This window comes from Phenylobacterium sp., assembly GCF_031984885.1.
GTDB lineage: Bacteria > Pseudomonadota > Alphaproteobacteria > Caulobacterales > Caulobacteraceae > Phenylobacterium.
This window is the reverse complement of the sequence record NZ_DAMABV010000004.1, coordinates 280,617-306,742: the sequence shown is the minus strand read 5'-3', so window position 1 is coordinate 306,742 and position 26,126 is coordinate 280,617. Positions and strand designations below refer to the sequence as shown.

At 69.4% G+C, this 26,126-nt stretch carries 25 protein-coding genes and 1 riboswitch; of the genes, 13 read left to right on the top strand and 12 right to left on the bottom strand.

Annotated features, from left to right (window positions below; genetic code table 11):
• Window positions 1–123: 123 nt before the first annotated feature.
• The 6 genes from RTL41_RS08985 to RTL41_RS08960 form a co-directional block, all read right to left on the bottom strand.
• Window positions 124–648, bottom strand: a complete 525-nt coding sequence (locus tag RTL41_RS08985) for a GNAT family N-acetyltransferase (RefSeq protein WP_312163452.1) — start codon at window positions 646–648, stop codon at window positions 124–126.
• Complete coding sequence (locus RTL41_RS08980) at window positions 645–2,312, bottom strand: NAD+ synthase (protein WP_312163450.1); 1,668 nt, start codon at window positions 2,310–2,312, stop codon at window positions 645–647. The genes RTL41_RS08985 and RTL41_RS08980 overlap by 4 nt, the downstream gene beginning before the upstream one ends.
• Window positions 2,313–2,419: 107 nt before the next feature.
• On the bottom strand, window positions 2,420–3,478 hold the full coding sequence (locus RTL41_RS08975; protein WP_312163448.1) for an aminotransferase class I/II-fold pyridoxal phosphate-dependent enzyme: 1,059 nt from the start codon (window positions 3,476–3,478) through the stop codon (window positions 2,420–2,422).
• A gap of 7 nt (window positions 3,479–3,485) precedes the next feature.
• Window positions 3,486–5,876 (bottom strand): TonB-dependent receptor, encoded by a 2,391-nt coding sequence (locus tag RTL41_RS08970; RefSeq protein ID WP_312163446.1) that lies wholly within the window; start codon window positions 5,874–5,876, stop codon window positions 3,486–3,488.
• A 132-nt stretch (window positions 5,877–6,008) separates the two neighbouring features.
• On the bottom strand, window positions 6,009–6,437 hold the full coding sequence (gene dksA / locus RTL41_RS08965; protein WP_312163445.1) for an RNA polymerase-binding protein DksA: 429 nt from the start codon (window positions 6,435–6,437) through the stop codon (window positions 6,009–6,011).
• A 99-nt stretch (window positions 6,438–6,536) separates the two neighbouring features.
• The gene (locus tag RTL41_RS08960) at window positions 6,537–6,968 is read right to left on the bottom strand and encodes a flagellar assembly protein FliX (RefSeq protein WP_312163444.1); all 432 of its coding nucleotides are present in this window, start codon (window positions 6,966–6,968) and stop codon (window positions 6,537–6,539) included.
• A 194-nt stretch (window positions 6,969–7,162) separates the two neighbouring features.
• On the opposite strand from RTL41_RS08960, the gene RTL41_RS08955 reads away from it, so the two are divergent.
• The 5 genes from RTL41_RS08955 to RTL41_RS08935 all read left to right on the top strand — a co-directional run bounded on the left by RTL41_RS08955 (window position 7,163) and on the right by RTL41_RS08935 (window position 10,340).
• Complete coding sequence (locus tag RTL41_RS08955) at window positions 7,163–8,269, top strand: flagellar basal body P-ring protein FlgI (protein ID WP_312163443.1); 1,107 nt, start codon at window positions 7,163–7,165, stop codon at window positions 8,267–8,269.
• The gene (locus RTL41_RS08950; protein ID WP_312163442.1) at window positions 8,269–8,574 is read left to right on the top strand and encodes a rod-binding protein; all 306 of its coding nucleotides are present in this window, start codon (window positions 8,269–8,271) and stop codon (window positions 8,572–8,574) included. The genes RTL41_RS08955 and RTL41_RS08950 overlap by 1 nt, the downstream gene beginning before the upstream one ends.
• An 11-nt stretch (window positions 8,575–8,585) precedes the next feature.
• Window positions 8,586–9,029, top strand: a complete 444-nt coding sequence (locus RTL41_RS08945) for a flagellar basal body protein (RefSeq protein WP_312163440.1) — start codon at window positions 8,586–8,588, stop codon at window positions 9,027–9,029.
• A gap of 118 nt (window positions 9,030–9,147) precedes the next feature.
• Window positions 9,148–9,304, top strand: a riboswitch (FMN riboswitch).
• A 101-nt stretch (window positions 9,305–9,405) separates the two neighbouring features.
• Window positions 9,406–9,903 carry a 6,7-dimethyl-8-ribityllumazine synthase gene (locus RTL41_RS08940; RefSeq protein ID WP_312163438.1) on the top strand — a complete coding sequence of 166 codons (498 nt, stop codon included), beginning with the start codon at window positions 9,406–9,408 and terminating at the stop codon, window positions 9,901–9,903.
• A gap of 8 nt (window positions 9,904–9,911) precedes the next feature.
• A complete protein-coding gene (locus tag RTL41_RS08935; protein WP_312163436.1) occupies window positions 9,912–10,340 on the top strand; it encodes a PaaI family thioesterase in 429 nt (142 codons plus the stop codon).
• 3 nt (window positions 10,341–10,343) lie between these two features.
• Here RTL41_RS08935 and RTL41_RS08930 read toward each other — a convergent pair whose 3' ends face one another.
• From RTL41_RS08930 to RTL41_RS08920, 3 genes are read right to left on the bottom strand one after another with little or no spacing between them, the layout of a single operon-like run.
• The gene (locus RTL41_RS08930; protein WP_312163434.1) at window positions 10,344–10,643 is read right to left on the bottom strand and encodes a hypothetical protein; all 300 of its coding nucleotides are present in this window, start codon (window positions 10,641–10,643) and stop codon (window positions 10,344–10,346) included.
• A gap of 15 nt (window positions 10,644–10,658) precedes the next feature.
• Entirely contained in the window at window positions 10,659–12,338 is a 1,680-nt protein-coding gene (locus tag RTL41_RS08925) for a TadG family pilus assembly protein (protein ID WP_312163432.1), read from the bottom strand.
• Window positions 12,338–12,763 (bottom strand): TadE/TadG family type IV pilus assembly protein, encoded by a 426-nt coding sequence (locus RTL41_RS08920; protein WP_312163429.1) that lies wholly within the window; start codon window positions 12,761–12,763, stop codon window positions 12,338–12,340. The genes RTL41_RS08925 and RTL41_RS08920 overlap by 1 nt, the downstream gene beginning before the upstream one ends.
• Window positions 12,764–13,019: 256 nt before the next feature.
• On the opposite strand from RTL41_RS08920, the gene RTL41_RS08915 reads away from it, so the two are divergent.
• Both RTL41_RS08915 and RTL41_RS08910 read left to right on the top strand, forming a co-directional pair.
• A complete protein-coding gene (locus RTL41_RS08915; RefSeq protein ID WP_312163427.1) occupies window positions 13,020–13,925 on the top strand; it encodes a PAS domain-containing protein in 906 nt (301 codons plus the stop codon).
• A 137-nt stretch (window positions 13,926–14,062) separates the two neighbouring features.
• Complete coding sequence (locus RTL41_RS08910; protein WP_312163425.1) at window positions 14,063–15,385, top strand: calcium-binding protein; 1,323 nt, start codon at window positions 14,063–14,065, stop codon at window positions 15,383–15,385.
• Here the strand turns inward: RTL41_RS08910 and RTL41_RS08905 are convergent.
• Window positions 15,382–16,971: an ABC-F family ATP-binding cassette domain-containing protein gene (locus tag RTL41_RS08905; RefSeq protein ID WP_312163424.1), complete on the bottom strand. Its 1,590-nt coding sequence runs from the start codon at window positions 16,969–16,971 to the stop codon at window positions 15,382–15,384. The two genes, RTL41_RS08910 and RTL41_RS08905, sit on opposite strands and share 4 nt — an antisense overlap.
• Before the next feature lie 255 nt (window positions 16,972–17,226).
• Between RTL41_RS08905 and ada the strand changes: the two genes are divergently transcribed.
• The 5 genes from ada to uvrA all read left to right on the top strand — a co-directional run bounded on the left by ada (window position 17,227) and on the right by uvrA (window position 23,902).
• Window positions 17,227–18,282, top strand: coding sequence for a bifunctional DNA-binding transcriptional regulator/O6-methylguanine-DNA methyltransferase Ada (ada, locus tag RTL41_RS08900; protein WP_312163422.1), 1,056 nt, complete (start codon window positions 17,227–17,229; stop codon window positions 18,280–18,282).
• Entirely contained in the window at window positions 18,279–19,007 is a 729-nt protein-coding gene (locus RTL41_RS08895) for a 2OG-Fe(II) oxygenase (protein ID WP_312163420.1), read from the top strand. The genes ada and RTL41_RS08895 overlap by 4 nt, the downstream gene beginning before the upstream one ends.
• Before the next feature lie 17 nt (window positions 19,008–19,024).
• The gene (locus RTL41_RS08890) at window positions 19,025–19,495 is read left to right on the top strand and encodes a DUF1203 domain-containing protein (protein ID WP_312163418.1); all 471 of its coding nucleotides are present in this window, start codon (window positions 19,025–19,027) and stop codon (window positions 19,493–19,495) included.
• 64 nt (window positions 19,496–19,559) lie between these two features.
• Complete coding sequence (locus RTL41_RS08885; protein WP_312163416.1) at window positions 19,560–20,777, top strand: dipeptidase; 1,218 nt, start codon at window positions 19,560–19,562, stop codon at window positions 20,775–20,777.
• A gap of 227 nt (window positions 20,778–21,004) precedes the next feature.
• A complete protein-coding gene (gene uvrA / locus RTL41_RS08880; RefSeq protein WP_312163414.1) occupies window positions 21,005–23,902 on the top strand; it encodes an excinuclease ABC subunit UvrA in 2,898 nt (965 codons plus the stop codon).
• On the opposite strand, the gene RTL41_RS08875 is transcribed toward uvrA, so the two are convergent.
• Complete coding sequence (locus RTL41_RS08875) at window positions 23,899–24,444, bottom strand: methylated-DNA--[protein]-cysteine S-methyltransferase (protein ID WP_312163411.1); 546 nt, start codon at window positions 24,442–24,444, stop codon at window positions 23,899–23,901. The two genes, uvrA and RTL41_RS08875, sit on opposite strands and share 4 nt — an antisense overlap.
• A gap of 136 nt (window positions 24,445–24,580) precedes the next feature.
• Between RTL41_RS08875 and RTL41_RS08870 the strand changes: the two genes are divergently transcribed.
• The gene (locus RTL41_RS08870; RefSeq protein WP_312163409.1) at window positions 24,581–25,192 is read left to right on the top strand and encodes a glutathione S-transferase family protein; all 612 of its coding nucleotides are present in this window, start codon (window positions 24,581–24,583) and stop codon (window positions 25,190–25,192) included.
• On the opposite strand, the gene RTL41_RS08865 is transcribed toward RTL41_RS08870, so the two are convergent.
• On the bottom strand, window positions 25,189–26,088 hold the full coding sequence (locus RTL41_RS08865; RefSeq protein WP_312163407.1) for a hypothetical protein: 900 nt from the start codon (window positions 26,086–26,088) through the stop codon (window positions 25,189–25,191). The two genes, RTL41_RS08870 and RTL41_RS08865, sit on opposite strands and share 4 nt — an antisense overlap.
• Between the last annotated feature and the right edge of the window lie 38 nt (window positions 26,089–26,126).

The following is a 26,126-nucleotide window of genomic DNA, read 5'->3' as shown; positions in this document are numbered from 1 at the left end:
CTTTCTCCCTTGGCGGCCGGATGGCGGGCGCAGGGCGGCTCTCCGCGCCCGGCGCCATCCCGGTTTGCGCGGCAAGACCGGGACCCATTCGCGCCTTGGCGGCGGGATGGGGCGGGGCGCCTCCTAGGCCCGGAACCGTTCCAGCAGCACGACTTGGCCGTGGTAGTCGGCGCGGGCGTATTCGCGGAAGCCGGCCTTGTCGGCGGCGCGCAGGGAGGGCGCGTTCTGCGGGTTGATCATGCAGACCGTGCGCCGGCCCGGCAGGTTGGCGTCGGCCCAGGCCAGGGCCGCGGCGATCGCCTCGCTGGCGTAGCCCTGGCCGTGGACGGCGGGGCTGAGCACCCAGCCCATCTCCGGGGTGTCGCCGAAGCCCGGCTCGAAGCTGCGCATGAAGTCGGCCAGGCCCAGCTCGCCGACGAAGCGGCCGCTGGACCTCTCGCAGATCGCCCAGAAGCCGAAGCCCATCTCGCGCCAGTGGCCGACATAGCGCAGCAGGCGCGCCCAGGATTCCTCGCGCGTGAAGGCCCGCCCGCCGATGAAGCGGAACACGTCGGGATCGCTCCAGAGCGCGGCGCAGTCGTCGAGGTCGGCCTTGGCGTGCGGGCGCAGGACCAGGCGCGCGGTCTCGATGACGGGGGCGCGGCTCACTTGCCGCTGACCGCGTCGCGGAAGCCGTTGACGATCGGATAGCGGCGGTCGCGGCCGAAGGCCCTGGCCCCGACCTTCACGCCCGGCGCGGCCTGGCGGCGCTTGTATTCCGAATTGTAGAGCAGCCGCTGGATGCGCTCGACGGTGGCGGGGGCGTGGCCGCGGGCGACGATCTCGTCGAGGGTCGCCTCCTCCTCCACCAGGCCGTGCAGGATGGCGTCGAGCTCGGCGTATTCGGGCAGGCTGTCCTGGTCCTTCTGGTCGGGCCGCAGCTCGGCCGAGGGGGCCTTGGTCAGGATGCGCTCGGGGATCGGGTCGGCGGCGACGCCATAAGGGTCGTTGGCGTTGCGCCAGTCGCAAACGGCGTAGACCTCGGTCTTGTAGATGTCCTTGAGCACATTGTAGCCGCCGCACATGTCGCCGTAGAGCGTGGCGTAGCCGACCGCCATCTCCGACTTGTTGCCGGTGGTCATCAGCATCAGGCCGAGCTTGTTGGAGAGCGCCATCAGCGACACGCCGCGGGCGCGGGCCTGGATGTTCTCTTCCGTCAGGTCGGGAGCCTTGCCCTCGAAATGCGGGGTCAGCATCTGGGCGAAGGCGTCGATGGCCGGGACGATGGAGATCTCGTCCAGCCGCACGCCCAGGCGCCGGGCGCAGTCGGCGGCGTCATCGAGGCTGTCCTGGCTGGTGTAGCGCGAGGGCAGCATGAAGCAGCGGACCCGGTCCGGCCCCAGGGCGTCGGCGGCGACCACGGCGCTGATCGCCGAGTCCACGCCGCCGGAAAGTCCAAGCAAAACACCCGGAAAGCCCGATTTGTTCACGTAGTCGCGCAGGCCCAGGACCATGGCGCGGTAGACTTCCTCAGGCCCTGAGACCCACTCGGCCATCGGCGCCTCGACGCAGGCCCAGCCGCCGGGGCCCTTCTCCCAGGTGGTGAGGGCGAAGGCCTCCTCGAACATCGGCAGGCGCATGACCACCTCGCCCTCGCCCGACAGGGCGAAGGAGCCGCCGTCGAAGACCAGCTCGTCCTGGCCGCCGACCTCGTTGACGTAGAGCATCGGCAGGCCGGTCTCGGCGACGCGGGCCTTGGCCACGCCCATGCGCTCATGGTCGGCCGTGCGCCGGAAGGGCGAGCCGTTGGGCGTCAGCAGGATCTCCGCGCCCTGGGCCTTGAGGCTGGCGCAGACGGCGTCCGACCAGATGTCCTCGCAGATCGGCGCGCCCAGCCGCACGCCCTTCCAGTCGAACACGCCGGGGGTCCTGCCGGCCTCGAACACCCGCTTTTCGTCGAAGACGCCGTAGTTGGGCAGGTCGCCCTTGAAGGTCACGCCCTTGACCTCGCCCTCGGCCAGGAAGGCCAGGCCGTTGTGGGGGCGCTCGCCGGGCCTGGCGTTGGGCCAGATGACGCCGATCAGGGCGGCCGGGCCGTCCCTCGTCTCCAGGGCCAGACGCTCGACCGCGGCCTTGCCGGCGGCCCAGAAGGCCGGCTTCAGGGCCAGGTCCTCGGGCGGGTAGCCGTTGATGAACAGCTCGGAGAACACCGCGATGTCGGCCCCCGCCGCCTTGGCCTGGGCCAGGCGTTCACGGGCCAGGGCCTCGTTGTGGGCGATGGCGCCCACGGTCGGGTTGGCTTGGATGGCGGCGATGACGAGGCGCGTGGACATGCCTCGTCATGTAACGTCCGTCGTCGAGCTGGGCCAGAGCACACGGTCAAATTGCTCCCCGGCCTTCCGGGATCCGTTGACGCCGTGATGGCGCAATGGTGCGCGCGCTAGCCGAGCGCCTTGGGCAGGACCTGCGCGAAACGGGCCATGGCGGCGGGGTCGGCGACGGCGGCGCGCGCCCAGCCGGGCGCGCCGCCGGTGAACTGGCGCAGCATGACGCCCTCGCCCTCCAGCCGCTTGATGGCCTCCAGCGAACCGAAGTCGGCCCAGACATAGCTGCCGTGCGAGCGCAGATAGGGAACCTTCGCCGCCTCGCAGGCGCGGTAGAGGACCTGGCGGCCCTGCTCCATCGCCCGGTTGGAGGCGGCCAGATAGGCCATGTCGCGATAGCTGACCGCGGCCGCCGCCAGCCCCGGCCCGTTGCGCGAGGGGGCCAGCAGCATGCGGATCGCGCGCGCGCGTTCGGGCTGGGCGATGCAGTAGCCGATGCGCACGGCGGCCAGCGCGTAGCACTTGGAGAAGGTGCCGACGATGATCACGTCGTGGCCCTTGCGCACCAGGTCGACGGCGCTCTCTGCGGCGGGATCGGGGCTCATGTCGATGAACGCCTCGTCGACGATCACCGGGGCCAGCCTGGCCGCCTCGATGCAGAAGCCGCGCAGGGCGGCGCGGTCGGCGAGCAGGCCGGTCGGGTTGTTGGGATTGCAGACGTAGGACAGCCGCACGTCCGGCCCCAGCGAGCGCGTCATGGCGGCGAAGTCGATCTGCTGGTCGGGCGCCATCGCCACGCGGCGGGCCTGCTGGCCCACCCGCGCGGCGTACTTGACGTGGGTGTCGTAGGTCAGGGCCGGGGCGAGCTGGACGCCGTCCCTGGTCCAGAAGGACGCCATCATGGCCAGCGGCTCCAGGGCGCCGGTGGAGATCGCCACGTGGGCCGGGGTGACGCCGTTGGCCTTGGCGATCACCGCCATCAGCGCCTCTTCCTCGGCGTGGGGATAGTGCTCGACGTGGGTCACCGCCTGGGCCAGCGCCGCGCGGGCGGCGGCGCTGGGGCCGAAGGGGTTCTCGGTGATGTTCAGCGCCGCGAGGGCGTCGGCCGCCCCCGCCGCCCCCGGGATCGCCGCCAGGGCCAGGCCGGCCAGGCCGCGTCGCGTGATCTCGCCCATCGGATCCTCAGAACTTCGCGCCGACGCGGACGTAGTAGAGCCCGCCGTCGGTGTCATAGACCGCATTGCGCGAATAGATCAGCCCGCGCGAGGCCTGGAAGGTCGCCTCGTCGGGATAGGTGTCGAAGAGGTTCTCGGCCCCGACGGTGATCTTGACCTGGTCGGTGACCTGGGCGCTGAGCGACAGGTCGAGGAAGGCCCTGGCCCCGAAGGTCTGGACGAGGTCGGCCGAGGACTGGAACTGGGCGTCGGTCCAGTCGCCGAAGTAGCGGACCCGGGCCATGCCCTCGAACCGGCCCCAGGCGTAGAGCGCGGTGACGTTGCCGGTGTGCTCGGGCAGGCCGTCCTCGATGTTGATGCGGGCGAGGTTGGAGACCTCGGTCAGCTTCGAGCGGGTGACCTTGGTGTCGTTCCAGTTGTAGGCGGCGGTGAGGGTCAGGTTCCCCTCGCCCACCGCGGTCTTCCAGGAGCCGACGGCGTCGAGGCCCTGGGTGCGGGTGTTGAACGAGTTGGTGAAGTAGCTGACCGAGGTCAGGGAGTCGGCGCCGGGCACGCCCAGGGCGATGAGCTGGGCGCGGATCGCCGGGGTGACGGAGAAGCTGGGCGAACTGGCGAAGCGGTCTTCGACCTCGACGCGGTAATAGTCCAGCGAGGCGGTCAGGCCGTGGTCGGCGTTGCGATAGACCAGGCCGACCGAGACGTTCTTGGAGGTCTCCGGCTCCAGCGGCTTGGCGCCGAAGAACTGGGCCACCGGATTGCTCGGCGACAGGCGGCCGGCGGTGAAGAGCTGGAGCGTGGTGGTGTCCAGGCCCTGGGAGGTGCGGGTGCTGTTGAGCTGGCCCGGCGTCGGGGCGCGGAAGCCGGTCGAGGCGGCGGCGCGGATCGCCCAGTTGGGCGAGATCTCGTAGCGGGCGGCGATCTTGCCGTCGGTGGTCGAGCCGAACTCCGAGAAGTCCTCGTAGCGGATGGCGACGTCGGTCGAGAAGGCGTCGGTCCAGGAGAGGTCGAGGTCGACATAGGCCGCATAGCTGGTCTGGTCCCACGAGCCGGCCTGGGCGCTGCTGTAGCCCGGGAAGCCGTTGGAGCCCGACGGCAGGCCGGCCGGCGCGCCGGGGCCGACCTCGTAGGACATCGGGTCGCCCGCGCCGATCTTGTAGGTCTCCACCCGACGCTCGGCCCCGAAGGCCAGGTTGGCGGCCTCGGCCAGGAAGCTCAGCTCCAGCGGCTTGGCGAAGTCGAGGTTCAGGTTCTGCTCGCGCTGGGTCAGGACCCCGGCGCGGAAGGCGGTCGGCGACTGCGGGCCAAACGAGGCGTTGATCGTCTCGCTGATGAAGTAGTCGATCTTGTCTTCACCGAGCGAGGCGTTGAAATCCCAGGACAATCCATTTCCGAGCTCGCCGCGAAGGCCGACATTGACGGCGTAGTCGGTCTCGTCCTGGCCGAACTTCGGAGCGAATCCGACCGGGTAGATCTGGCTCAGGTTCCAGCCCGGGAAGGCGGCGCTGTTGCGATAGGAGGTGTCGTTCGAGGGGTTGCGCCAGTTGAAGTCGGTGACGCCGGTGGAGTCGCTGTAGGTGGCGAAGCCGTAGAGCTCGACCGCCTCGCTCAGCGGCAGGGCGGCGTCGACCACCAGGCGGGTGGCGTCGCGGTCCGGCTGGCCCCAGCGCTGGACCGGATTGGGCACCTTCAGCGTCGGGTTGGCGGCCTGGAAGTCGATGGCGTCCGGGCGCTGGCGGGTGCGGGAGGTCGCCTCGCTGTCGGTGTAGGTCAGGGTGGCGACCAGATGGCCGCCGTCGCCGATCGCCCAGCCGGCGCGCACGCCGCCCTCCAGCACCCGGCCGTCGCCTTCGTAGTACTGCGAAGCCTGGGCGAAGGCGTTGACGCCCGGCTGGTCGCTGAGGATCAGGTTGATCACCCCGGCGATGGCGTCGGAGCCGTACTGGGCCGAGGCGCCGTCGCGCAGCACCTCGATGCGCTTGAGGGCGAAGCTGGGGATCTGGCCGAGGTCGACGCCCTGGGCCCCGCGGCCGCCCAGCAGGGCCGAGCGGTGGCGGCGCTTGCCGTTGATCAGCACCAGGGTCTGGTCGGGCGAGAGGCCGCGCAGCGTGGCCGGGCGCACGAAGGCCTGGCCGTCGGCGGCGGGCAACCGCTGGACGTTGAAGGACGGCACCGCGGCGACCAGCTTTTCCATCAGCTCGTCCGAGACCGTGCTCTCCAGCACCGACTCCGAGATCACGTCCACCGGGGCGGCCGATTCGAACGCGGTGCGGTCCACGCGGCGGGTGCCGGTGACGATCAGGTCCTCGACCTGGGTGACGTCGGCGACGTCATCGGCGAAGGCCGGCTGGGCGACAGCAAGGGCGAGCACGGTCCAGGCCGTGGTGGTCAAAAGGCGCATGGGATCCCCCGAAACAACTGGGGGGCAGCTAGCCCGTGCGCATGACGACGCGAGTTCAGCCGCGTGAAAGCTACGCGACAGTCTCACGGCCATATGAAGAAGGGCGACCCCGGAGGATCGCCCTTTTCAGCCTCAGTCGTCCCGATGGACCCGTTCGCGGCGTTCGTGCCGCTCCTGGGCCTCAAGGCTCAGCGTCGCGATCGGACGGGCTTCGAGGCGGGCGACGCCGATCGGCTCGCCGGTGTCCTCGCAGTAGCCGTACGACCCGTCCTCGATCCGACGCAGCGCTTCGTCGATCTTGGAGATCAACTTGCGCTGGCGATCGCGGGTGCGAAGCTCAAGAGCTCGGTCGGTCTCCGACGTCGCCCTGTCCGCCAGGTCGGGATGGTTCTCCGTCTCGCTCTGAAGATGAGCAAGCGTTTCCCGGGACTCCCGCAGGATGTCCTCTTTCCAGTTCAGCAGCTTTTGTTTGAAGTACTCGAGCTGCCGCTCATTCATGAATTCCTCGTCCTCGGAAGGACGGTATTCAGGCTTTTCCGCCAACATCGTGGCCGTGCTCATAGACGCCTCAAGCCCCCTCGGTACATCAACCCGACGACACGCGGGCTGCTTATACCAAATCGAAATCCGCTTTCAACGAACCTCGCTCTCCGCGGGCCATTACGCCGCACGATTCGCGCGTTCGAGCTTAGCGAGCTCCACGGCAGCACGGGTTTCAATCTCGTTCAATACACCTTCTAGGCGTTCGTCGTCCGTGCCTTGGCGCTCGTCGCGAACGGCCTTCGTCAGGCGATCTAGATCGTCAACCGACACTTCTCCCGAAAGGAGCCCGATCTTCACGTCTTCGAGAACGTCGAGGATGCGCCCTGCGCGGCCCACCGCGCGGCGGCGACGCTCGAGCGGTCCACCGATATCCTGCAAGGCGAGGATGGCGTCGACGCTCATCACTCCGCCGACGCCGCCCGCGCGGGCCACCTGGGCCGCGCCGGCGGCGGCCGGAGCCTGGGCGACATGGAAGCCCTCTCCGCCTGCCGGCCTGGCCTTGCCCGGCCCGCTGGCCGACCCGACGCCGCTTGTTCCGCTGACCTTCATACAGGCCCTCTACCATGCTTCGCCCCAAATCTCGCCGGGCAAGCTTAGGGTATGGTTAATGCCGGGCAATTTCTGCCGCCAGGCGCCTCCAGCGCGGCGCCGGACCGGCTCCACCCATTGATTTTGCTCATTTAATAAACTGGCACGCGCATCGCAAGGCGCACGGCGAGCTCACCGTAGTCCGTCGGGGTCCCATGCGTCGAACCTTCCGCCTCTTCAGCGCCGCCCTCCTCGCCGCGGCCCTGGCCGCCGGCCCCAGCTTCGCGAAGTCCCGCATCAAGGACATCGTCGAGTTCGAGGGCGTGCGGGACAACATGCTGGTCGGCTACGGCCTGGTGGTCGGCCTGAACGGCACCGGCGACAGCCTGCGCAACGCGCCCTTCACCCGCCAGAGCCTGGAGGCCATGCTCGAGCGGCTGGGCGTCAACACCCGCGACGCCAACCTCAACACCAAGAACGTGGCCGCGGTGATGGTCACGGCCCGCCTGCCCGCCTTCGTGGCGTCCGGTTCGCCGATCGACGCCTCGGTGTCGGCCATGGGCGACGCCAAGAGCCTGCAGGGCGGCACCCTGCTGGTCACCCCGCTGATGGGCGCGGACGGCCAGGCCTACGCCGTCAGCCAGGGCACGGTGCAGACCGGCTCGATCTCGGCTGGCGGGGCTTCGGGCTCGTCGGTGTCGAAGGGCGTGCCGACCGCCGGACGCATCGCCGGCGGGGCCATCGTCGAGCGCGAGATCGGCTTCCAGCTCGCCAATATGGGCGAAATGCGCATGACCCTGCGCAACCCCGACTTCTCGACCGCCCGCAAGATCGCCGATGTGGTCAACACCCGCTTCCCCGGCTCGGCCCGCGCCGACAACCCGACCATCGTCACGGTCCGCGCGCCCGGCGGCCAGGACATGGTCTCGTTCATGTCGCAGATCGAGAACCTGAGCGTCGAGACCGACACCCCGGCCAAGGTGGTGATCGACGAGGTCGCCGGCGTGATCGTGATGGGCGAGAACGTCCGCGTCTCCACCGTCGCCATCGCTCAGGGCAACCTGACCATCACCGTCCGCGAAAGCCCGGCGGTCAGCCAGCCGGCCCCGTTCAGCCGCGGCCAGACCGCGGTCGTGCCGCAGTCCGACGTCCAGGTGGACGAGGAGAAGGGCAAGAAGTTCATCACCCTGCGCGACGGCGCCTCGCTGGCCAGCCTGGTGGCCGGGCTGAACGCCCTGGGCGTCACGCCGCGGGACATGATCTCCATCCTGCAGACCATCAAGGCGGCCGGCGCGCTGCAAGCCGACATCGAGGTGATGTGATGAACCTGGCCTCGACCTTTTCCATACCGACCGCGGCGACGCCGCAGCCCACCGCCGAGCAACTGGCCAAGCGCGGCCAGATCGAGAAGACCGCCCAGGACTTCGAGGCCTCGTTCCTGTCGGTGATGTTCACCGAGATGTTCAAGGAGGTCGGCGCCGAGGCCCCGTTCAACGGCGGCCACGGCGAGGCGGCGTTCAAGTCGTTCATGAGCGACGCCATGGCCCGGCAGGTGACCAAGGCCGGCGGCGTGGGCCTGTCCGACCGCGTCGCCCAGGAAATGTTGAAGCTTCAAGGCCTGAGTTAGGAGAGTCTGGCATGGCGATCTCCGCCACCGATGCGACCGATCGCGTCGAACAACTGATCGTTCTGACCGAGCGGCTGACCGAGCTGATCGCTCATGAGGCGCTGGCGTTCGAGGAGCGCCGGCCGCAGGACGCGGCGCTGCACATCGAGGAAACCTCCAAGCTGGCCAACGTCTATCGCCACGAGTCGGCCCGCGTGCGCGCCAATCCGGGCCTGGTGGCCGGCGCGCCGCTGGCCCAGCGCACCCGCCTGATCCGCGCCACCGAGGCGTTCGACGCGGTGCTGGCGCGCCAGGGCCGCGCCCTGGACGCCGCCAAGACGGTCACCGAGGGCCTGGTCAAGGCGATCGCCGAGGAAGTCGCCTCCAAGCGCAACACCGGGTCCGGCTACGGCCGCGGCGGCGCCGCGGCCCCGGCGGCCGCGGCCACCTCGATCACGCTGAACAAGCGGGCCTAGGGTCTCGGATCCTTCCCTCGTGCGGGAGAAGGAAAGCTGGGTCGCTCGGAAATTAAACGCTTGTTTGACCCCGGGTCATGGGCCTAACCTTGGGGCTGTCGTCGGGCTGTTCCGGCGACCGCGTTCTCAGGGCGGGGTGAAAGTCCCCACCGGCGGTGATGGCGGCCTTCGGGCCGCACAAGCCCGCGGGCGCCTGGCGGCCGATAGGCCGGCAGGGACAGCAGATCCGGTGTGATTCCGGGGCCGACGGTTAGAGTCCGGTTATGAGAACCGCTGGCGACGGCCAGTCTTCGCGCAAGCTTTGCGCGGGGAATCCCCTGGCCGGGGCCTGGCGTCTCCCTGAGTCGTGGTTTCACCCCCACTCAGGGATCTGACCATGACTGTCACCCACTTCGAAGTCCCCACCGCCAACGGCGCCTTCCGCCTGGCCCGCATCGCCTTCGTCCAGTCCGGCTGGCACAGCGAGATCGTCGACAACGCCTATCAGGGCTTCCTCAAGGAGATCGGCGGCCTCGGCTTCTCCGAAAACGCCATCGACCGGTTCGAGGTGCCCGGCGCCTTCGAAATCCCCCTGCACGCCCAGACCCTGGCCAAGACCGGCAAGTACGCCGCGATCGTGGCCGCCGGCTTCGTGGTCGACGGCGGCATCTATCGGCACGACTTCGTCGCCTCGACGGTGATCTCGGGCCTGATGCAGGTCCAGCTCAGCACCGAGGTGCCGGTGTTCTCGGTGGTGCTGACGCCGCACCACTTCCATGAGCACGACGTCCACCAGACGTTCTTCCGCGAGCATTTCCTGACCAAGGGCGCGGAGGCGGCCCAGGCGGTGGCCAAGACCATCGCCAGCCTGGCCAAGCTCGCCGCGGCGGCGTGAGGCATGGGATGATGCAGGAGACCGTCACCGTCCCGCCCGGCTTCCAGCGGCACTTCCGGCAAAGCCCGGTCACCGATCCCTGGGAGCCGCTCTACAGCCGCCGGACCGAGGGCGCGGTCGTGCTCGGCCTCGTCGCCGAGGCGGCCCACACCAACAGCCGCGGCATGGTGCACGGCGGGCTGATCAGCGCCCTGGCCGACAACGCCATGGGGCTCTCCTGCGCCCAGCGGCTGGGCGACGGCGCCAGCCTGGTGACCGTCAACCTGACCCTGGACTTCCTGGGCGCGGCGCGGATCGGCCAATGGCTGGAGTTCGACACCGTGTTCGTGAAGCCCGGAGGGACCCTGTCCTTCGCCCAGGCCTTCGTCACCGCCGACGGGGAACCCTGCGCGCGGGCCAACGCCGTGTTCCGGATCATCCGGAAAGCGGCGGCTTAGGCGTCAGGCGGCCTCGGACGCGCCGTCCGTCCGGGGCCGCCAACCGCTGGCCAGCAGGTGCGCGGCCAGCGACTCGGCCGCCTCCAGGGTCATGCGCTCCAGGTGGTCCAGCAGCGCCAGGCGGCGTTCCGGCTGTGGCGTATGGGCGTAGAGCGCGCAGATCACGTGCAGGCGGCTGCGGATGCTGGCCGGGGTCGGCGGGGCCTGGCCTGCCGCCGGCAGCCCCAGGTCGGGCGGCGACGGATCGGGCGGCGCATGGGCCGCGCCAGGGCCTTCGACCTCATCGTAGAGCGGGCCGATCATTGGTTTCCTCCCCCCTCAGGCCACCAGCGCCGCATCCCGGCACCGAAGGCCGTTCATACGAACGTCCGCCTCGCCCAGCTTGACCCCGAGCAGGCCGGTCAGGGTGTTCAGCACCCCGTCCAGCGGCGCGGCGAGCGCGCCGAGCGCGCCCGACAGCGCCGAGGTGATCGGGCCCAGCCCCAGGCCGATGCCGAGCACGTCGACGTCCAGGTCCAGATTGCCCAGCAGGCTGGAGACCGTGGCCCTGGCGATGTCGTCGGTCGCCACCGTCTTGATGGTCCCGGCCTGGATGTCGGCCCGCGTGAAGCGCGCGCTCTTCCAGGTCTGGCCGCCGACCTGGACGTCGGCCCGGGCGGTCGCCTTGACCAGCAGCAGGTCGGCGACGGTGGCGCGGGAAACGGTCAGGTTCTGCTTGAAATTGTTCAGCTTGGCCGTGTCGATCTCGCCGATGACGATGCGCCCGACGCTGGGGCGGACCGACAGGGTCGCGGCCTGGGCCGAGAGGCTCTCGGGGCACTCCAGCCCGGCCAGCCTGGCCTCGCCGGAGGCGGCCTCGACCAGGATCGGCAGGGTGATCGGCTGGGCGCCCAGCAGGCCGAGCACGCTGAGCGCCTTGGCCTTCACGTAGAGCCGGGTCTGGGCCGTGCGGATCACGACGTCGCCGTCGCGGTCGACCGTCATCCAGGGCGAGTTGTTCGGCCGCTCGCCGATCGCCAGCCAGATGTCGATGTCGGTGACGCCGGGAATGCTGGCGCCCAGGTCGAGCTTCACCTGCCGCCCCTCCCCGGCCAGGACCAGCAGCGCGCTGGCTAGGTCCTGAGCCGCCAGCTCCACCTTCGCGCCGCTGCCGCCGGCCACGTGGTCCTGCGTTCCGTAGGGGCCAAGGTCCAGCAGGGCGGCGAGCTTGACCGGCGCGCCGTCGCCGGCCGCCACGGCCAGTTTGCGCGCCGCGCTGGCCGCCTGGATCTCGCCGTTCCCCTGCAGAAGGTCGCCGAGGATCTTCAGCGCCTTGCCGGTGGAAATGTCGGTCGCCAGCACCTTGTCGTAGGAGGCGCCCTCCAGGTTGGCGTTGAGCCGCAGCAGGTCGGAATACTGGAACAGGTCGACCTTGGCGCCGGCCAGGGCGTCGTAGTCCATCAGGCTGAGCGAGACGCTACTGCCCGTCAGGCCGCTGAGCAGTTGGTTGGCGACCCCGCCCTGCAACGAAGCCAGCCGCGAGCCGATCGAGAAGCTGGCCATGTCGGCGCGCGCGGCCGTCGCGCGGCGCGTCAGGGTGATGGTGTCGCGGTTCAGCAGCAGCCGCCCGAAGAACAGGTCGGCCTCGCCGCTGACGGTGACCTTGGCGGCGTTGGGATTGGCGCCGCCGGACTGGAACCTGGCGGCGGGCGCGACCGAGGGATCGGGATGGTAGCGGCCCAGCGCGACCTGCACGTCCAGCGGCCGGCCCCAGCCGTTGTCGGCGGCGGTCGCCTGGGCGGCCAGGCTGGCGCGGCCGATGTCGCGGGCGGCCGAGATGGCTGCGAGGTCGGCGACGCCCTGCAGCTTGCGCGACTGCAGGAACAGCGAGCCGACGTCGACCGCCAGGGCCGCGGCGCCGAGCAGGGTGATGAAGCTGACGGCCATCATCATCGACACGCTGCCGCGGGTGTCGGACGCCAGGCGGCGCGCCACCGGCGGACGGGGACGCAGGCGCATCAGTAGCCTCCCAGGCGGACCGCGGCGCTGCGCTCGATCGTCGGCGAGGGCATCGGCACCAGCTTGGACATGCCCCAGAAGCCGGAGCCCGAGGCGTCGTAGACGACCTTGATCGAGAGCTGCTGGTTGGTCCGCACCACGGTGACCGCGGCGGCCGACGGCTTCAGATAGGCGTACTCGACCATGCCGGTGCTGAGCGAGGACTGCGCGAGCGACCTGCGCTCGGCGTCGTCCAGGCCCGAGATCGCCGCACGGGCGCTGTCGTTGGCCAGTTGCTGAACCGCATGGGCGATCCAGAAGTATCCGCCGTAACAGACGATCGCGAACATGAGCACGATGAGTATTGGCCCGACGAAGGCGAACTCGATCGCCGCTACGCCCCGCTCATCGCGCCGGAAGTCCGTCTTTCGGACAGATATCCGCATGACCCCACCCCTTGCCCAATTCTTGGGCGCTGACGTCAGGCGATCATGCGACCTCGCATCTTTGCGCAGAGTAATCGCACAAAGTACGCAATTTGCGGAACTTTTGGCGAAACAGATTGTTCAAAGCGTCGCATGATTTCGGGGTTGCATTTGCCCGCGAAGCAACGCAAGCGTTAGATCAGGCGTAGTCGAGCTTGGGGGCGAGACTTCCGGGAATTGCGCTTTCCGCGTAGTTCACGCGAAGCTCGAAAGAGCGATGAACAACGGCCACGGAGAACCTTCGGTCGTCACGGCCGGCGAGATCAGCCGGAACTTCGGACAGTGGCAGGATCGAGCGCTGGGCGGCCCGGTTATCGTCACACATCACGGACGACCACGTGTCGTCCTGGTATCGGCCGACTACTACTCGGCCTCGAAGGAAGACATCTCCTTCCATCAGGGCGAAGACCAGCAGCCTTCGTTCGAAACCAGCCAGCATGCCATCCTGGACCATGTGACCGAGGCCTTCATGGCCCTGAACGCGCAACTGCACATCACCGCCGTGAACCATGTGTTCGAAGCGCTGGTCGGGCACAGCTCCTCGCAGATCGTCGGCCGGTTCTGGGAAGACCTGTTCCCGCCGACCGCCCGCTCGCTGATGGGCGAGCAGCTCAAACGGGCGCTGCGCACGGGCGAGGCGCTCGATTTCGAGGCGCCGGGCGACGCGCCGGGGGTGCGGCGCTACGCGTTCCGCGCCTTCCCCTATCCGGGCGGCGTGGCGGTGCTGATCCAGAACCGCACGGCCGAGCGCGAGATGCAGGTCCGGCTGCACGAGGCCCAGGCCCTGGATGCGGCGCTGTCGATGCTGCCGCAGGTGATGGTGCTGCGGCTGAACGTGCGCGGCGTGCTGACCTCGGTCGATCCGGCCTTCGCCAGGACCCTGGGCTTCTCGGTCGAGGAACTGCTCGCCTGCCGCCTGCCCGACATCGTCCGCCCGCGGGACCGCGCCGAACTGACGACGGCGCTGGAGGCGGTGCTGCAGGGCGGCCAGCCGACGCAACTGGCCACTACTCTGCTGGTCAAGGACGGCGGCGAACTGGCGGTCCGAATGGGGGTGGCGACGGTCGTCCACGACCTGGTGCCGGACGGACTGGTGGCGGCCATGACCCTGGACAACGGCTGAGCCTTCGGCTCGGCGACCGCTCATTCCAGGCGAGGCTTAACCCTAGTAGAGACCGCCCAGGTTGAATCGATTTTCGACCCACAACCACCGCCAGTACGGCTTTCCGCAACACCAATGGCAAGTTGCGGGATGCAGCGATGTTTCTGACGGGCGGCGCGAACAAGGACACCCTCAAGGGCGGGGCTGGAACCGACACCCTCTATGGTTTCGGCGGCAATGACTCCCTCTGGGGCGGCGGTGGCGACGACGTGCTCGCCGGGCATGAGGGCGACGACACCCTGTCTGGCGGGGCCGGCGACGATTACTTGCTGGGCGGCCTCGGGAACGATGTCATCGACGGCGGCGTGGGGATGGACTGGGCGTCCTACGAGGACGCCATCGCCGCGATCCGGGTCAGCCTGGCGCTCACCGGCTGGCAGGCCACCGGCGGGGCCGGCAGCGACAAGCTGACGGGCATTGAGAACCTCTACGGCTCGGCCTTCAACGACACCCTGATCGGCAACGCCGGCGTCAACTATCTGAGCGGTGGAGCCGGCGACGACTCGCTTAGCGGAGGCGCCGGAGACGACCACCTCGAAGGCGGCGCAGGCAACAACTACATCGACGGCGGGGACGGCCACGATGTCGTCAGCTTCGACGACAGCCTTGAAGGCGGCGTCGCGGTCAACCTGACGCTTGGCTTTGCAGGCGACTACGACACGGATACCCCACGCGGCAGCAACGTCCTGGTGAACATCGAGGATGTCTACGCCACGAACTACAACGACTTCCTGGTCGGCGACGCCGGCGACAACGCGCTGATCGGGCGCGGCGGCAATGACATAATCGAGGGCCGCGGCGGCAACGACCTGCTGGATGGAGGCGAGGGCGATGACCAGTTCCTCGTGGCGGCGAACCTGGCCGGGCACACGACGGTTTTGGGCGGCGAAGGCTACGATCGGCTCTACTTCGACAACGCCAACTTCCACCCCTATCCGACGCCACCGGAATACGGAATCACGCTCGACCTGGCCAAGACTGGTCCGCAGCAGGTCAATCCCGTTCTAACAATGACGGTCTCTTCGGTCGAAGAGATCTGGGGCACCTCGAAGAACGACACTTTCTACGCCAGCACGAACCGCGAGGTGTTCGTCGCCCTCGGCGGGGAGGATCGCTTCGTCTATCGCAGCCTCGCCGAACTCGGCCTCGGCGACACTGCCGACGACATCGCAGCCTGGCCGGGCGGGGTTATCGACGTCTCGGCGATCGACGCGGATGTGACGCAGGCCGGCGATCAGGCGTTCCGGATGCTGGTGATGAACAGCGACTTCACTGGGCGCGCCGGTGAAATCGCGATCACCTACCTTCCCGACAGGGAGTACTTCCTGGTTCGCTTCGACGTGGACGGCGACAAGACGGCCGACGCCTCGCTCTGGGTGTCCGGCGCCGGCTATCCGGGTCCGCCGACCTTCGTCTTCTAAACCCCTCCCAGACGCACCTCGCGCTCGACACCGATGGCCTCGAGGAAGTCGCGGTCGTGGCTGACCACCAGGATCGCGCCGTCATAGCCGCGCAGGGCCGCCTCGACCGCGGCGATCGAGTCGAGGTCGAGGTGGTTAGTCGGTTCGTCCAGCACCAGGAGCTGAGGCGGGGTCTCCGACATCAGCGCGCAGGCCATCGCCGCGCGCAGCCGCTCACCGCCGCTCAGGGCCGCGACCTGCTTCTCGGCGGCGGCGTTGCGGAACAGGAAGCGGGCCAGGGCGGCGTGGGCCTCGTTGCGGCCGGCCCCGGGGTTCAGGCGCTGGAACGCCTCGACCAGGGTCTCGCCGGAACGCAGCATCGCCGTCTTCTGGTCCAGCAGGGCGGCCTGGGCGCCGTGGGTCACGCGGCCGGCGGTCGGGGCGAGGTGGCCGGTGGCCAGGCGGATGACGGTGGTCTTGCCCGCGCCGTTGGGGCCGGTGAGCGCGACCCGCTCCGGCCCGCTGATCCTGAGGGAAAGGCCGCGGATCGTCGGGGCCGCGCCGGGATAGGCGAAGCCGACGTCGTCGAAGGCCAGCACCGTCTTGCCGGCCGCCAGGCCCGAGGGCGGCAGGTCGAAGGCCAGGCGGCGCAGGCGCTCCACCCGGCCCTGGGCCTGAACAAGATCGGCGCTGGCCTGTTCGCGCAGCCGGCCGGCGACCTGGCCCTCGCGCGCGCCGGAGTTCTCGGCCCGCTCGGCCATGCCGCCGAGCAGGATCTTCGGCTCGCTGCGCTTGGCGGCGAACCTGCGGCCGGCGGCGTCGCGGCGCGCCTTGCGCTCGCGCGCGACCTGGGTCTCGCGCTCGATCCGGGCGAGCGTCCGTTCGGCGCCGGCCAGCTCGCGGGCGGCGGCCTCCTCCTCCTGGGCCTTGCGCTCGGCATAGAGGTCGTAGTCGCCGCCATAGACCCTGGCCCCGAGGCTGCTCAGCTCGACGATGCGGTCCATCTGGCGCAGCAGGGCGCGGTCGTGGCTGACCACCACCGCCCCGCCCTTCCAGCCGGCCAGGACCTCTCCGATCAGCTCGCGCGCCTGAGCGTCGAGATTGTTGGTCGGCTCGTCCAGCAGCAGCAGGTCCGGCTCGCCGGCCAGCAGCCCGGCCAGGGCCGCGCGGGTCGCCTCGCCGCCGCTGAGCTCGGCCGCCGGGCGGCGGGGATCGAGCCCCGGCAGGCCGACCTGGGCCAGCGCCGCCTCCAGCCGCGAGGGCAAGGTCCAGTCGGCGTCGGAGAAGTCGGCCTCGGTCCCCTCGCCCGCCTCGATGCGGTCCAGGCGGTCCAGGGCGGCGGCCAGGCCAAGGACGTCGGCGAGGCTGGCGCCGGGCGGCGGGGCCAGGGCCTGGCGCAGCACGCCGACGCGGCCGCGCACGGCGACAGCGCCGGCGCTGGGCGCGATCTCGCCCAGCATCAGCCGGATCAGCGTGGTCTTGCCCACGCCGTTGCGCCCCACCAGGCCGGTGCGCTCGGCCCCGAAGGCGAGGGTCAGGTCGTCGAAGAGCGGGTGGCCGTCAGGCGTCTTGTACGAGAGGCCGTCGAGCGTGATGAAGGCGGACATGCGAAACCGTGGACAGATTGGCGTTCGGGACGAGTGGGATGTCCGTCGCGATGTCCATGGCGCTTGAGCCTCCTTGCCGGTGAGCGCCCGATATAGGGGGCGGCGCGCGGCTTCGCAAATCGCGGATTTCGGACCTGTCGCTGCGGCGGCGCTTGCGATCGGCCGATGCTGTGCGGATTTGAAAGCAAGAGCCGGAGTTTCACGGCCCCGACGGGGGCCTATCCCATCGCTCAACAGATCGATGGAGCCTTTGAGATGCAGACCGCATTCGACACCGAGAGCGCCCGCTGGGCCGCGCTGGCCGCCCGGGACGCCGCCGCCGACGGCGCGTTCTTCTATTCGGTGCGCACCACCGGCGTGTACTGCCGCCCCTCCTGCGCGGCGCGGCCGGCGCGACCTGAGAACGTCGCCTTCCACGCCACCACAGCCGAGGCCGAAGCGGCGGGCTTTCGCCCCTGCAAGCGCTGCAAGCCCGACCAGGCGCCGCTGGCCGAGCGCAACGCCGCAGCCGTGGCCGCCGCCTGCCGGCTGATCGAGAGCGCCGAGGAGGTCCCCGGCCTGGAGGCCCTGGCCGCCGAGGCTGGCATGAGCCCGTTCCACTTCCACCGGATCTTCAAGTCGGTCACCGGCCTGACGCCCAAGGCCTATGCCGACGCCCGCCGCGCCGAGCGGGTGCGCCAGGCGCTGGGCGAGAGCGACACCATCACCGAGGCGATCTATGACGCCGGCTTCAACTCCGGCGGCCGGTTCTACGAGAAGTCGTCCCAGGTGCTGGGCATGACCCCGACCCGCTTCCGGGCCGGCGGCGAGCAGGTCCAGATCAGGTTCGCGATCGGCGAGTGCTCGCTGGGCGCGATCCTGGTGGCCGCCACCGACAAGGGCGTCTGCGCGATCCTGCTGGGCGATGATCCGGAGGTCCTGGTCCGCGACCTGCAGGACCGGTTCGACCGGGCCGAGCTGATCGGCGGCGACGCCGGGTTCGAGGCGCTGGTCGCCCAGGTCGTCGGCTTCGTCGAGCAGCCCAGGCTCGGCCTCGACCTGCCGCTCGACGTGCGGGGCACGGCCTTCCAGCAGCGGGTCTGGCAGGCGCTGGCCGAGATCCCGGCCGGGGAGACCGCCAGCTACGCCAGCATCGCCGCCAGGATCGGCAGGCCCGCCGCCGTGCGGGCCGTGGCCCAGGCCTGCGCCGCCAATGCGCTCGCCGTGGCCATTCCCTGCCACCGGGTCGTGCGCAACGACGGGGCGCTGTCGGGCTATCGCTGGGGCGTCGAGCGCAAGCGCGCCCTGCTGGACCGCGAGGCTGCGGCATGAGCGCCCTCGCCATCCAGGCCGCCGGAGAAGGACGCCTGGCGTCCTTCGACTGGCCACAGCTCGAACGCGACCTCGACGCCCAGGGCTGCGCGCTGCTGCCCGGCCTGTTGACGCCCGAGGAATGCGCGGCGATCGCCGGGCTCTACGCCCGCGAGGACGGCTTCCGCAGCCGGGTGACGATGAGCCGTCACGGCTTCGGGCGGGGCGAGTATAGATACTTCGCCTACCCCCTGCCCGCCCTGGTCGGCGGCCTGCGCGCCCGGCTCTATCCGCGCCTGGTCCCCGTCGCCAACCGCTGGAACGCGGAGATGGGGATCGCGGTGCGCTATCCGGACGACCACGCCGCCTTCCTGCAGCGCTGCCATGAGGCCGGGCAGCTACGCCCCACGCCGCTGCTGCTGCAGTACGGCCCCGGCGACTACAACTGCCTGCACCAGGACCTCTATGGCGAGCATGTGTTTCCGCTGCAGGTGGCGGTGCTGCTGTCGGAGCCGGGCCGCGACTTCACCGGCGGCGAGTTCGTGCTGACCGAGCAGCGGCCGCGCATGCAGTCGCGGGTGGAGGTCGCGCCCCTCCGCCAGGGCGACGGCCTGATCTTCGCCGTCCATCACCGCCCGGTGCGCGGAACCCGCGGCAGCTATCGCGTCACCCTGCGCCACGGCGTCAGCCAGTTGCGCAGCGGCCGGCGCCACACCCTGGGCGTCATCTTCCACGACGCCCTCTAAGACTTCTGGAGCCCGTCATGTCCTTCAAGATCTCCGGCCTGCCGGTCGAGGAATTTCGCCCCCTGTTCGGCCTTTCCGACGCCGAGCTCGCCGCGCGCGGGGTCATCCGCCACACCGCGACCGCGCCGGTCGGCTTTCCCTGCCGCGTCACCCTGGAAGACGCCGCGCAGGGCCAGACGCTGCTGCTGCTCAACTACCTGCACCAGGGCGCCGACACCCCCTATCGCTCCTCGCACGCCATCTATGTCAGCGAGGCCGCGCGCGAGACCCGGACCCTGGTGGACGAACTGCCCCAGTGCCTGGTGGTCAGGCCCTACATCTCGCTGCGGGCGTTCGACGCCGCGGGCATGATGACCGCCGCCGAGATCGCGCCCGGCGCCGAACTGGTCCCGGTGATCGAAAGACTGCTCGCCGATCCGCAGGTCGCCTGCCTGCATGCCCATAATGCGGGCCGCGGCTGCTATGCGGCGCGCATCGAGCGCAACTGAGGCTTGCGCAGGCTCCCTGGAACGCTGAAGGTTCGCGCCGTTCAAGTTTCGGGGAGTGGCGTTCGTGCTCAAGTTTGGTCTTCCGCTCGCGGTCCTGCTCGCGAGCGCCTCGCCGGTCCTGGCCCAAGCCCCCAAGGTGAAGCCGGAGACCAGGATCCTGCACGAGAACCTGATCGTGCTGGACACCCACTTCGACACCCCGGCCAACGAGGCCAATCCCAGCTTCGACATCCGCGCCCGCAACAAGGTCGAGGACGGCAGCCAGGTCGACTATCCGCGCATGGTCGAGGGCGGCGTCGACGGCGGCTTCTTCGTGGTCTTCACGCCCCAGGGGGCCAACACCAAGGAGGGCAACAACGCCGCGCGCGACCACGCCCTGCTGCGGACCATGGTCATCCACGAGATGGTGGCCAGGAACAACGACATCTTCGCCCTGGCCACCAAGGCCGACGAGGCCGCGCAGATCAGCCAGTCGGGCAAGCGCTTCGTCTATATCAGCATGGAGAACGGCTCGCCGGTGGCCGGCGACCTGACGCTGATGAAGACCTTCTACGACATGGGCGTGCGGATGATGTCGCCCGTCCACTTCGCCAACAACGACCTGGCCGACAGCGCCACCGACCCGAAGGGGCCGGTCCATGGCGGCCTCTCGCCCCTGGGCCGGCAGTTCGTGGCCGAGGCCAACCGGCTGGGCGTGCTGCTCGACGCCAGCCACGCCTCCGACCAGGTGCTGGACCAGATGCTGGACCTGTCCAAGGCGCCGATCATCCTGTCGCACTCGGGCGCCAGGGCGATCTACGACCATCCGCGCAACGCGCCCGACGCGCTGCTGCGCAAGCTGGCGGCCAAGGGCGGCGTCATCCAGATCAACGCCTTCTCCGGCTATATGAAGGACATGCCGGACATCCCCGAGCGCCGGGCGGCGCTGGCCGAGCTCTTCAAGACCTGGGGCTCGCCGCGCGACGTCCCGGCCGACAAGCGCGAGGCCTACCGCGCCGCGCGCAACGCCATCGAGGACAAGTACCCGGTCGCGCGGGCCAACATGGACGACCTGATGAAGCACATCCTGCACGCGGCGCAGGTCGCGGGTAAGGACCACATCGGCGTCTCCGGCGACTTCGACGGCGGCGGCGGCATCGAGGGCTTCGACGACATCACCTACTTCCCCGCCCTCACCGAGCGGCTGATCGCCGCCGGCTTCAGCCAGGAAGACCTGGCCAAGTTCTGGGGCGGCAACGCCCTGCGGGTGCTGAAGCAGGCGGACGAGCTGAAGGGGAAGTAGCGGCGTTACGGCGCTCCCGGAGAAACGCGGACCGCAAGCCGATGAAATTCGCGTCCTGCTGACAACGCTGCTGACAGGTTTGTGCGAGGCGGGCGCTAGAACCTGCCGGTGATATCGCCGCAGCGGGTTTGTTCCCCGAATGTTCCCGTGTTATCGGTGAGTCTCGGAACTACATTGGACGAGAGCCGCCGAGGGCATCGGCGGCGGTAAGCGTTTTCCGGAAAAACATGGCCGAGCAGCTCAATTTCATCCGCGTTCGCGGCGCCCGCGAGCACAATCTGAAGGACGTCAGCGTGGACATCCCGCGCGGCGAACTGGTCGTGCTGACCGGCCTGTCCGGGTCGGGCAAGAGTTCGCTGGCGTTCGACACGATCTACGCCGAGGGCCAGCGCCGCTATGTCGAGAGCCTCTCGGCCTATGCGCGCCAGTTCCTGGAATTGATGAGCAAGCCTGACGTGGACCTGATCGAGGGCCTGTCGCCGGCGATCTCGATCGAGCAGAAGACCACCAGCCGCAATCCGCGCTCCACCGTCGGCACGGTGACCGAGATCCACGACTACATGCGCCTGCTATGGGCGCGGGTGGGCGTGCCCTATTCGCCGGCCACCGGCCTGCCGATCGAAAGCCAGACCGTCAGCCAGATGGTCGACAAGCTGACCGCCCTGCCCGACGGCGAGCGGATCTACCTGCTGGCGCCCGTGGTGCGCGGCCGCAAGGGCGAGTACCGCAAGGAGATCGCCGAGTGGCAGAAGGCCGGCTTCCAGCGGCTGAAGATCGACGGCGAGTTCTATCCGATCGAGGACGCCCCGGCGCTCGACAAGAAGTTCAAGCACGACATCGACGTGGTCGTGGACCGGCTGGTCACCAAGGCCGGGCTGGAGACCCGCTACGCCGACAGCCTGGAGACGGCGCTGCGGCTGGCCGACGGCATCGCCACGGCCGAGTGGGCCGACAAGGCCGAGGGCGAGGACGAGCCCCGCCGCCTGATCTTCTCTGAGAAGTTCGCCTGCCCGGTCTCGGGCTTCACGATCAGCGAGATCGAGCCGCGGCTGTTCTCGTTCAACAATCCCTACGGCGCCTGCCCGGTCTGCGACGGCCTGGGGGCCAAGCTGGCCTTCGACGCCGACATGGTCGTGCCCGACAAGGACAAGACCCTGCACAAGGGCGCGGTCGCGCCCTGGGCCAAGGGCCCCTCGCCGCTCTACACCCAGACCCTGCAGGCGCTGGCCGCCCACTACGGCTTCTCGATGGACATGCCCTGGTGGAAGCTGCCCGAGGGCGCCAAGACCGTGGTGCTGTACGGATCGGGCAGCGAGAAGATCAAGTTCGTCTATGACGACAACGCCCGGAAGTACGAGGTCAACAAGACCTTCGAGGGCGTGCTGCCGAACCTGGAGCGCCGCTGGCGCGAGACGGACTCCTCGTGGGTGCGCGAGGAGCTGGGCCGCTACCAGTCCGAGACGCCCTGCGAGGCCTGCGAAGGCTATCGTCTGAAGCCCGAAGCCCTGGCCGTGAAGATCGACGGCAAGCACATCGGCGAGGTCAGCCGGCTGTCGATCAAGCACGCCGGCGAGTGGTTCACCGCGCTCGACAGCCATCTGACCGACAAGCAGATGGAGATCGCCCGGCGGATCCTGAAGGAGATCAACGACCGCCTGCGGTTCCTGGTCAATGTCGGGCTCGACTACCTGAACATGAGCCGCGCCTCGGGCACGCTGTCGGGCGGCGAGAGCCAGCGCATCCGGCTGGCCAGCCAGATCGGCTCGGGCCTGACCGGCGTGCTCTACGTGCTGGACGAGCCGTCGATCGGACTGCACCAGCGCGACAACACCCGACTGCTGGAAAGCCTCAAGGGCCTGCGCGACCTCGGCAATTCGGTGCTGGTGGTCGAGCACGACGAAGAGGCGATCATGACCGCCGACTACGTCATCGACATGGGGCCGGCGGCCGGCGTCCACGGCGGCGAGGTCGTGGCCGAGGGCACGCCCCAGCAGGTGATGGACAACCCCAGCAGCATCACCGGCCAGTACCTGTCGGGCGTGCGCGAGATCGAGATCCCCGAGGACCGGCGGCCGATCTCCAAGAAGAAGGTGCTCCGCGTCGTCGGGGCCACCGGCAACAACCTGAAGAACGTGACGGCCGAGATCCCGACCGGGACTTTCACCTGCATCACCGGCGTGTCCGGCGGCGGCAAGTCGACCTTCACGATCGAAACGCTCTACAAGGCCGCGGCCCGGCGGCTGCACAACGCCTCGGACGCCCCGGCCCCGCACGAGAAGATCGAGGGGCTGGAGCACTTCGACAAGGTCATCGACATCGACCAGTCGCCGATCGGGCGCACGCCGCGCTCGAACCCGGCCACCTATACCGGCGCCTTCCAGCCGATCCGCGACTGGTTCGCGGGCCTGCCGGAATCCAAGGCCCGCGGCTATGGCCCGGGCCGGTTCAGCTTCAACGTCAAGGGCGGGCGCTGCGAGGCCTGCCAGGGCGACGGGCTGATCAAGATCGAGATGCACTTCCTGCCCGACGTCTACGTCACCTGCGACGTCTGCCACGGCAAGCGCTACAACCGCGAGACGCTCGAGGTGCTGTTCAAGGGCAAGTCGATCTCCGACGTGCTGCACATGACCGTCGAGGAGGCGGCCGACTTCTTCAAGGCCGTGCCGTCGGTGCGCGACAAGATGGAGACGCTCAAGCGCGTCGGCCTGGGCTATGTCCAGGTCGGGCAGTCGGCGACCACGCTCTCGGGCGGCGAGGCCCAGCGGGTGAAGCTCAGCAAGGAGCTGTCGCGCCGGGCCACCGGCAAGACGCTCTACATCCTCGACGAACCGACCACGGGGCTGCACTTCGAGGACGTGAAGAAGCTGCTGGAGGTGCTGCACGAGCTGGCCGACCAGGGCAACACCATGGTGGTCATCGAGCACAACCTGGACGTCGTGAAGACCGCCGACTGGATCGTCGACTTCGGGCCCGAAGGCGGCGACGGCGGCGGCGAGATCGTGGCCCAGGGCACGCCCGAACAGGTCGCCGCCAGCTCCAAGAGCTGGACCGGCCGCTACCTGGCCGACATCCTCAAGAAGCACGACGAGCGCCGCAGCCAGCGCAGGGCCAAGCTGAGGGCCTAGCGGGCTCCGAACAGGGGCAGGGTTTCGGGGGCCAGGGCGCCCTCGATCTCCAGCATCCGCAGCTTGGTGTCGGCCCCGCCGGGGGCCGAGAAGCCGCCCTTGCGGCCGCCGGCGGCGAGGATGCGGTGGCAGGGCACGACGATGGGCCAGGGGTTGGCGCCCAGCGCCTGGCCCACGGCGCGCGACAGGCCAAGGTCGCCCAGGCGCCTGGCGATGTCGCCATAGGTCAGGGTCTGGCCAGGCGGGATGGCGCGCGAGATGGCGTAGACCTGGGCCGCCAGGGGTCCGAGCTCGCCGTCGTCCAGCCTCACTTCCAGCAGGTCGCGCTTCTCGCCGCGCAACAGGGCCTGCATGCCCTCGATCGCCGCGGCGACCGCCGGCGGCGGCTCGGCCTCGACCGCGCCCGGATGGCGGCGGGCGATCCGCGCGTGCGGATCGCCGCCCTCGGTCAGCGGCAGCATGATCCCGGTCAGGCCGCGCGCGTTCCAGGCCACGCCGCAGAGGCCGATGGCGGTGTCGAACAGGGCGAAGCCGTCACTCATGCCCGTATCCTAGCATCGGCCGCCGCCACCCGCTCGCGGCTTTCGGACTCTCACGTCACGGCGTTCGATCGGGCTTGCATTCAAACACGTGTTCGAAATAGCCTCGCCGCATACTTAGAGCATTAGGGAGCTACCCATGATCCTTTACGGCGCGCCGATGCCGGCGCCGAACCCCCGCCGCGTGCGCATCTTCCTGGCCGAAAAGGGCGTCGACCTGCCCGAGACGACGGTCAACATGATGAAGCGCGAGCACAAGTCGCCGGAGTTCCGCGCCAAGAACTCGATGGGCCAGCTCCCCGCCCTCGAACTGGACGACGGCACCTGCATTTCCGAGACCGTCGCCATCTGCCGCTATTTCGAGGAGACCCATCCGCAGCCGCCGCTGTTCGGCCGCACCGCGGTGGAAAAGGCGCTGGTCGACCAGTGGATCCGCCGGGTGGAGTTCGCGGTGATGATGCCGGTCGGCAACTTCTGGCGTCACGCCCACCCCTACACCGCCGCCCTACTGAACCAGTTCAAGGACTTCGGGGAATCCAACAAGGAGACCTACCAGGGCGCGCAGAAATACATCGACCGTGAACTGGCCGGGCGCGAGTTCCTGGTCGGCGACACCTACACCATGGCCGACATCTGCCTGCTCTCGACGGTCGACTTCGCCGAGTGGATCGGCCTGCCGGTCGAGGATGAGTTCGAGAACCTCAAGGCCTGGCGCGAACGCGTGAAGGCCCGCCCGAGCGCCGACGCCTAGAGCGCGTCGGCGGCCGCCGCAGGCTGGGAGAGCGCCCGATAGGCCACGGCCGCGGGCGCGATCACCACGGCGTAGTAGACGGCGTAGACCCAGCCGGCGACCAGCAGATAGGCGATCATCACCGGCGAGAAGTAGGAGGCCAGCGACGTCTGGTCGGGCGAGAACATCTTGCCCACGGCCTGGATGTCGCCGCCCACGGCGACGGCGACGAGCGCCGAGAAGATGGTCAGCACCAGGACGGCGATGACCACGATGCCGCAGATCGCCAGGACATAGGCGCCGGTCAGCCGCCAGAACTGGCCGTGGGTCAGGCGCCAGGAATCGAAGATCGCGATGCGGCGCTGGGCGAAGGTCATGGCCGGCGCGAGCGACAGGCGCACGCCGACATAGAACAGCATGCCCAGGAAGAACATCTCCGTCGCCGCCCCGACCAGGATCGCCGGCCCCTGCCCGGCGAAGGACGCCGCCGCCGCGATCAGGGCGGCGATGAGCACGACCACCACCATGGTGATGCAGGCCAGGATCACATAGATGAACGTCAGGGCGGCCAGCCGCAACTCGTCCATGCCGATCTTCAGATAGGCGAAGCCCTTGTCGTCCGGGCGCAGCAGGATGCGGTAGACGGCCGCGGCCATCACGCACTGGACCAGCAGGCCCATGACCATCATCGGCAGCAGGTCGCGCATGGTCGACAGGAAGACCTGCGGATCCGGCGACTGCTGGGCGGCGCTGGCCTCGAGCACCGCGCGCGCTTCCTGGCCGATGCTGATGAGATAGACGGCGCTGCACACGCTCACCAGGAACAGGAACGCCGCCCAGATCAGGACGACTTTCGGTCTCTCCCGCGTCAGTCGGAAACCCTCGAAGGCGGCGTCGGTCGCCGAGAACGCAGTCATCTCATTCCTCTGGCCAAGCCGTCGCTAATAACGAGTCG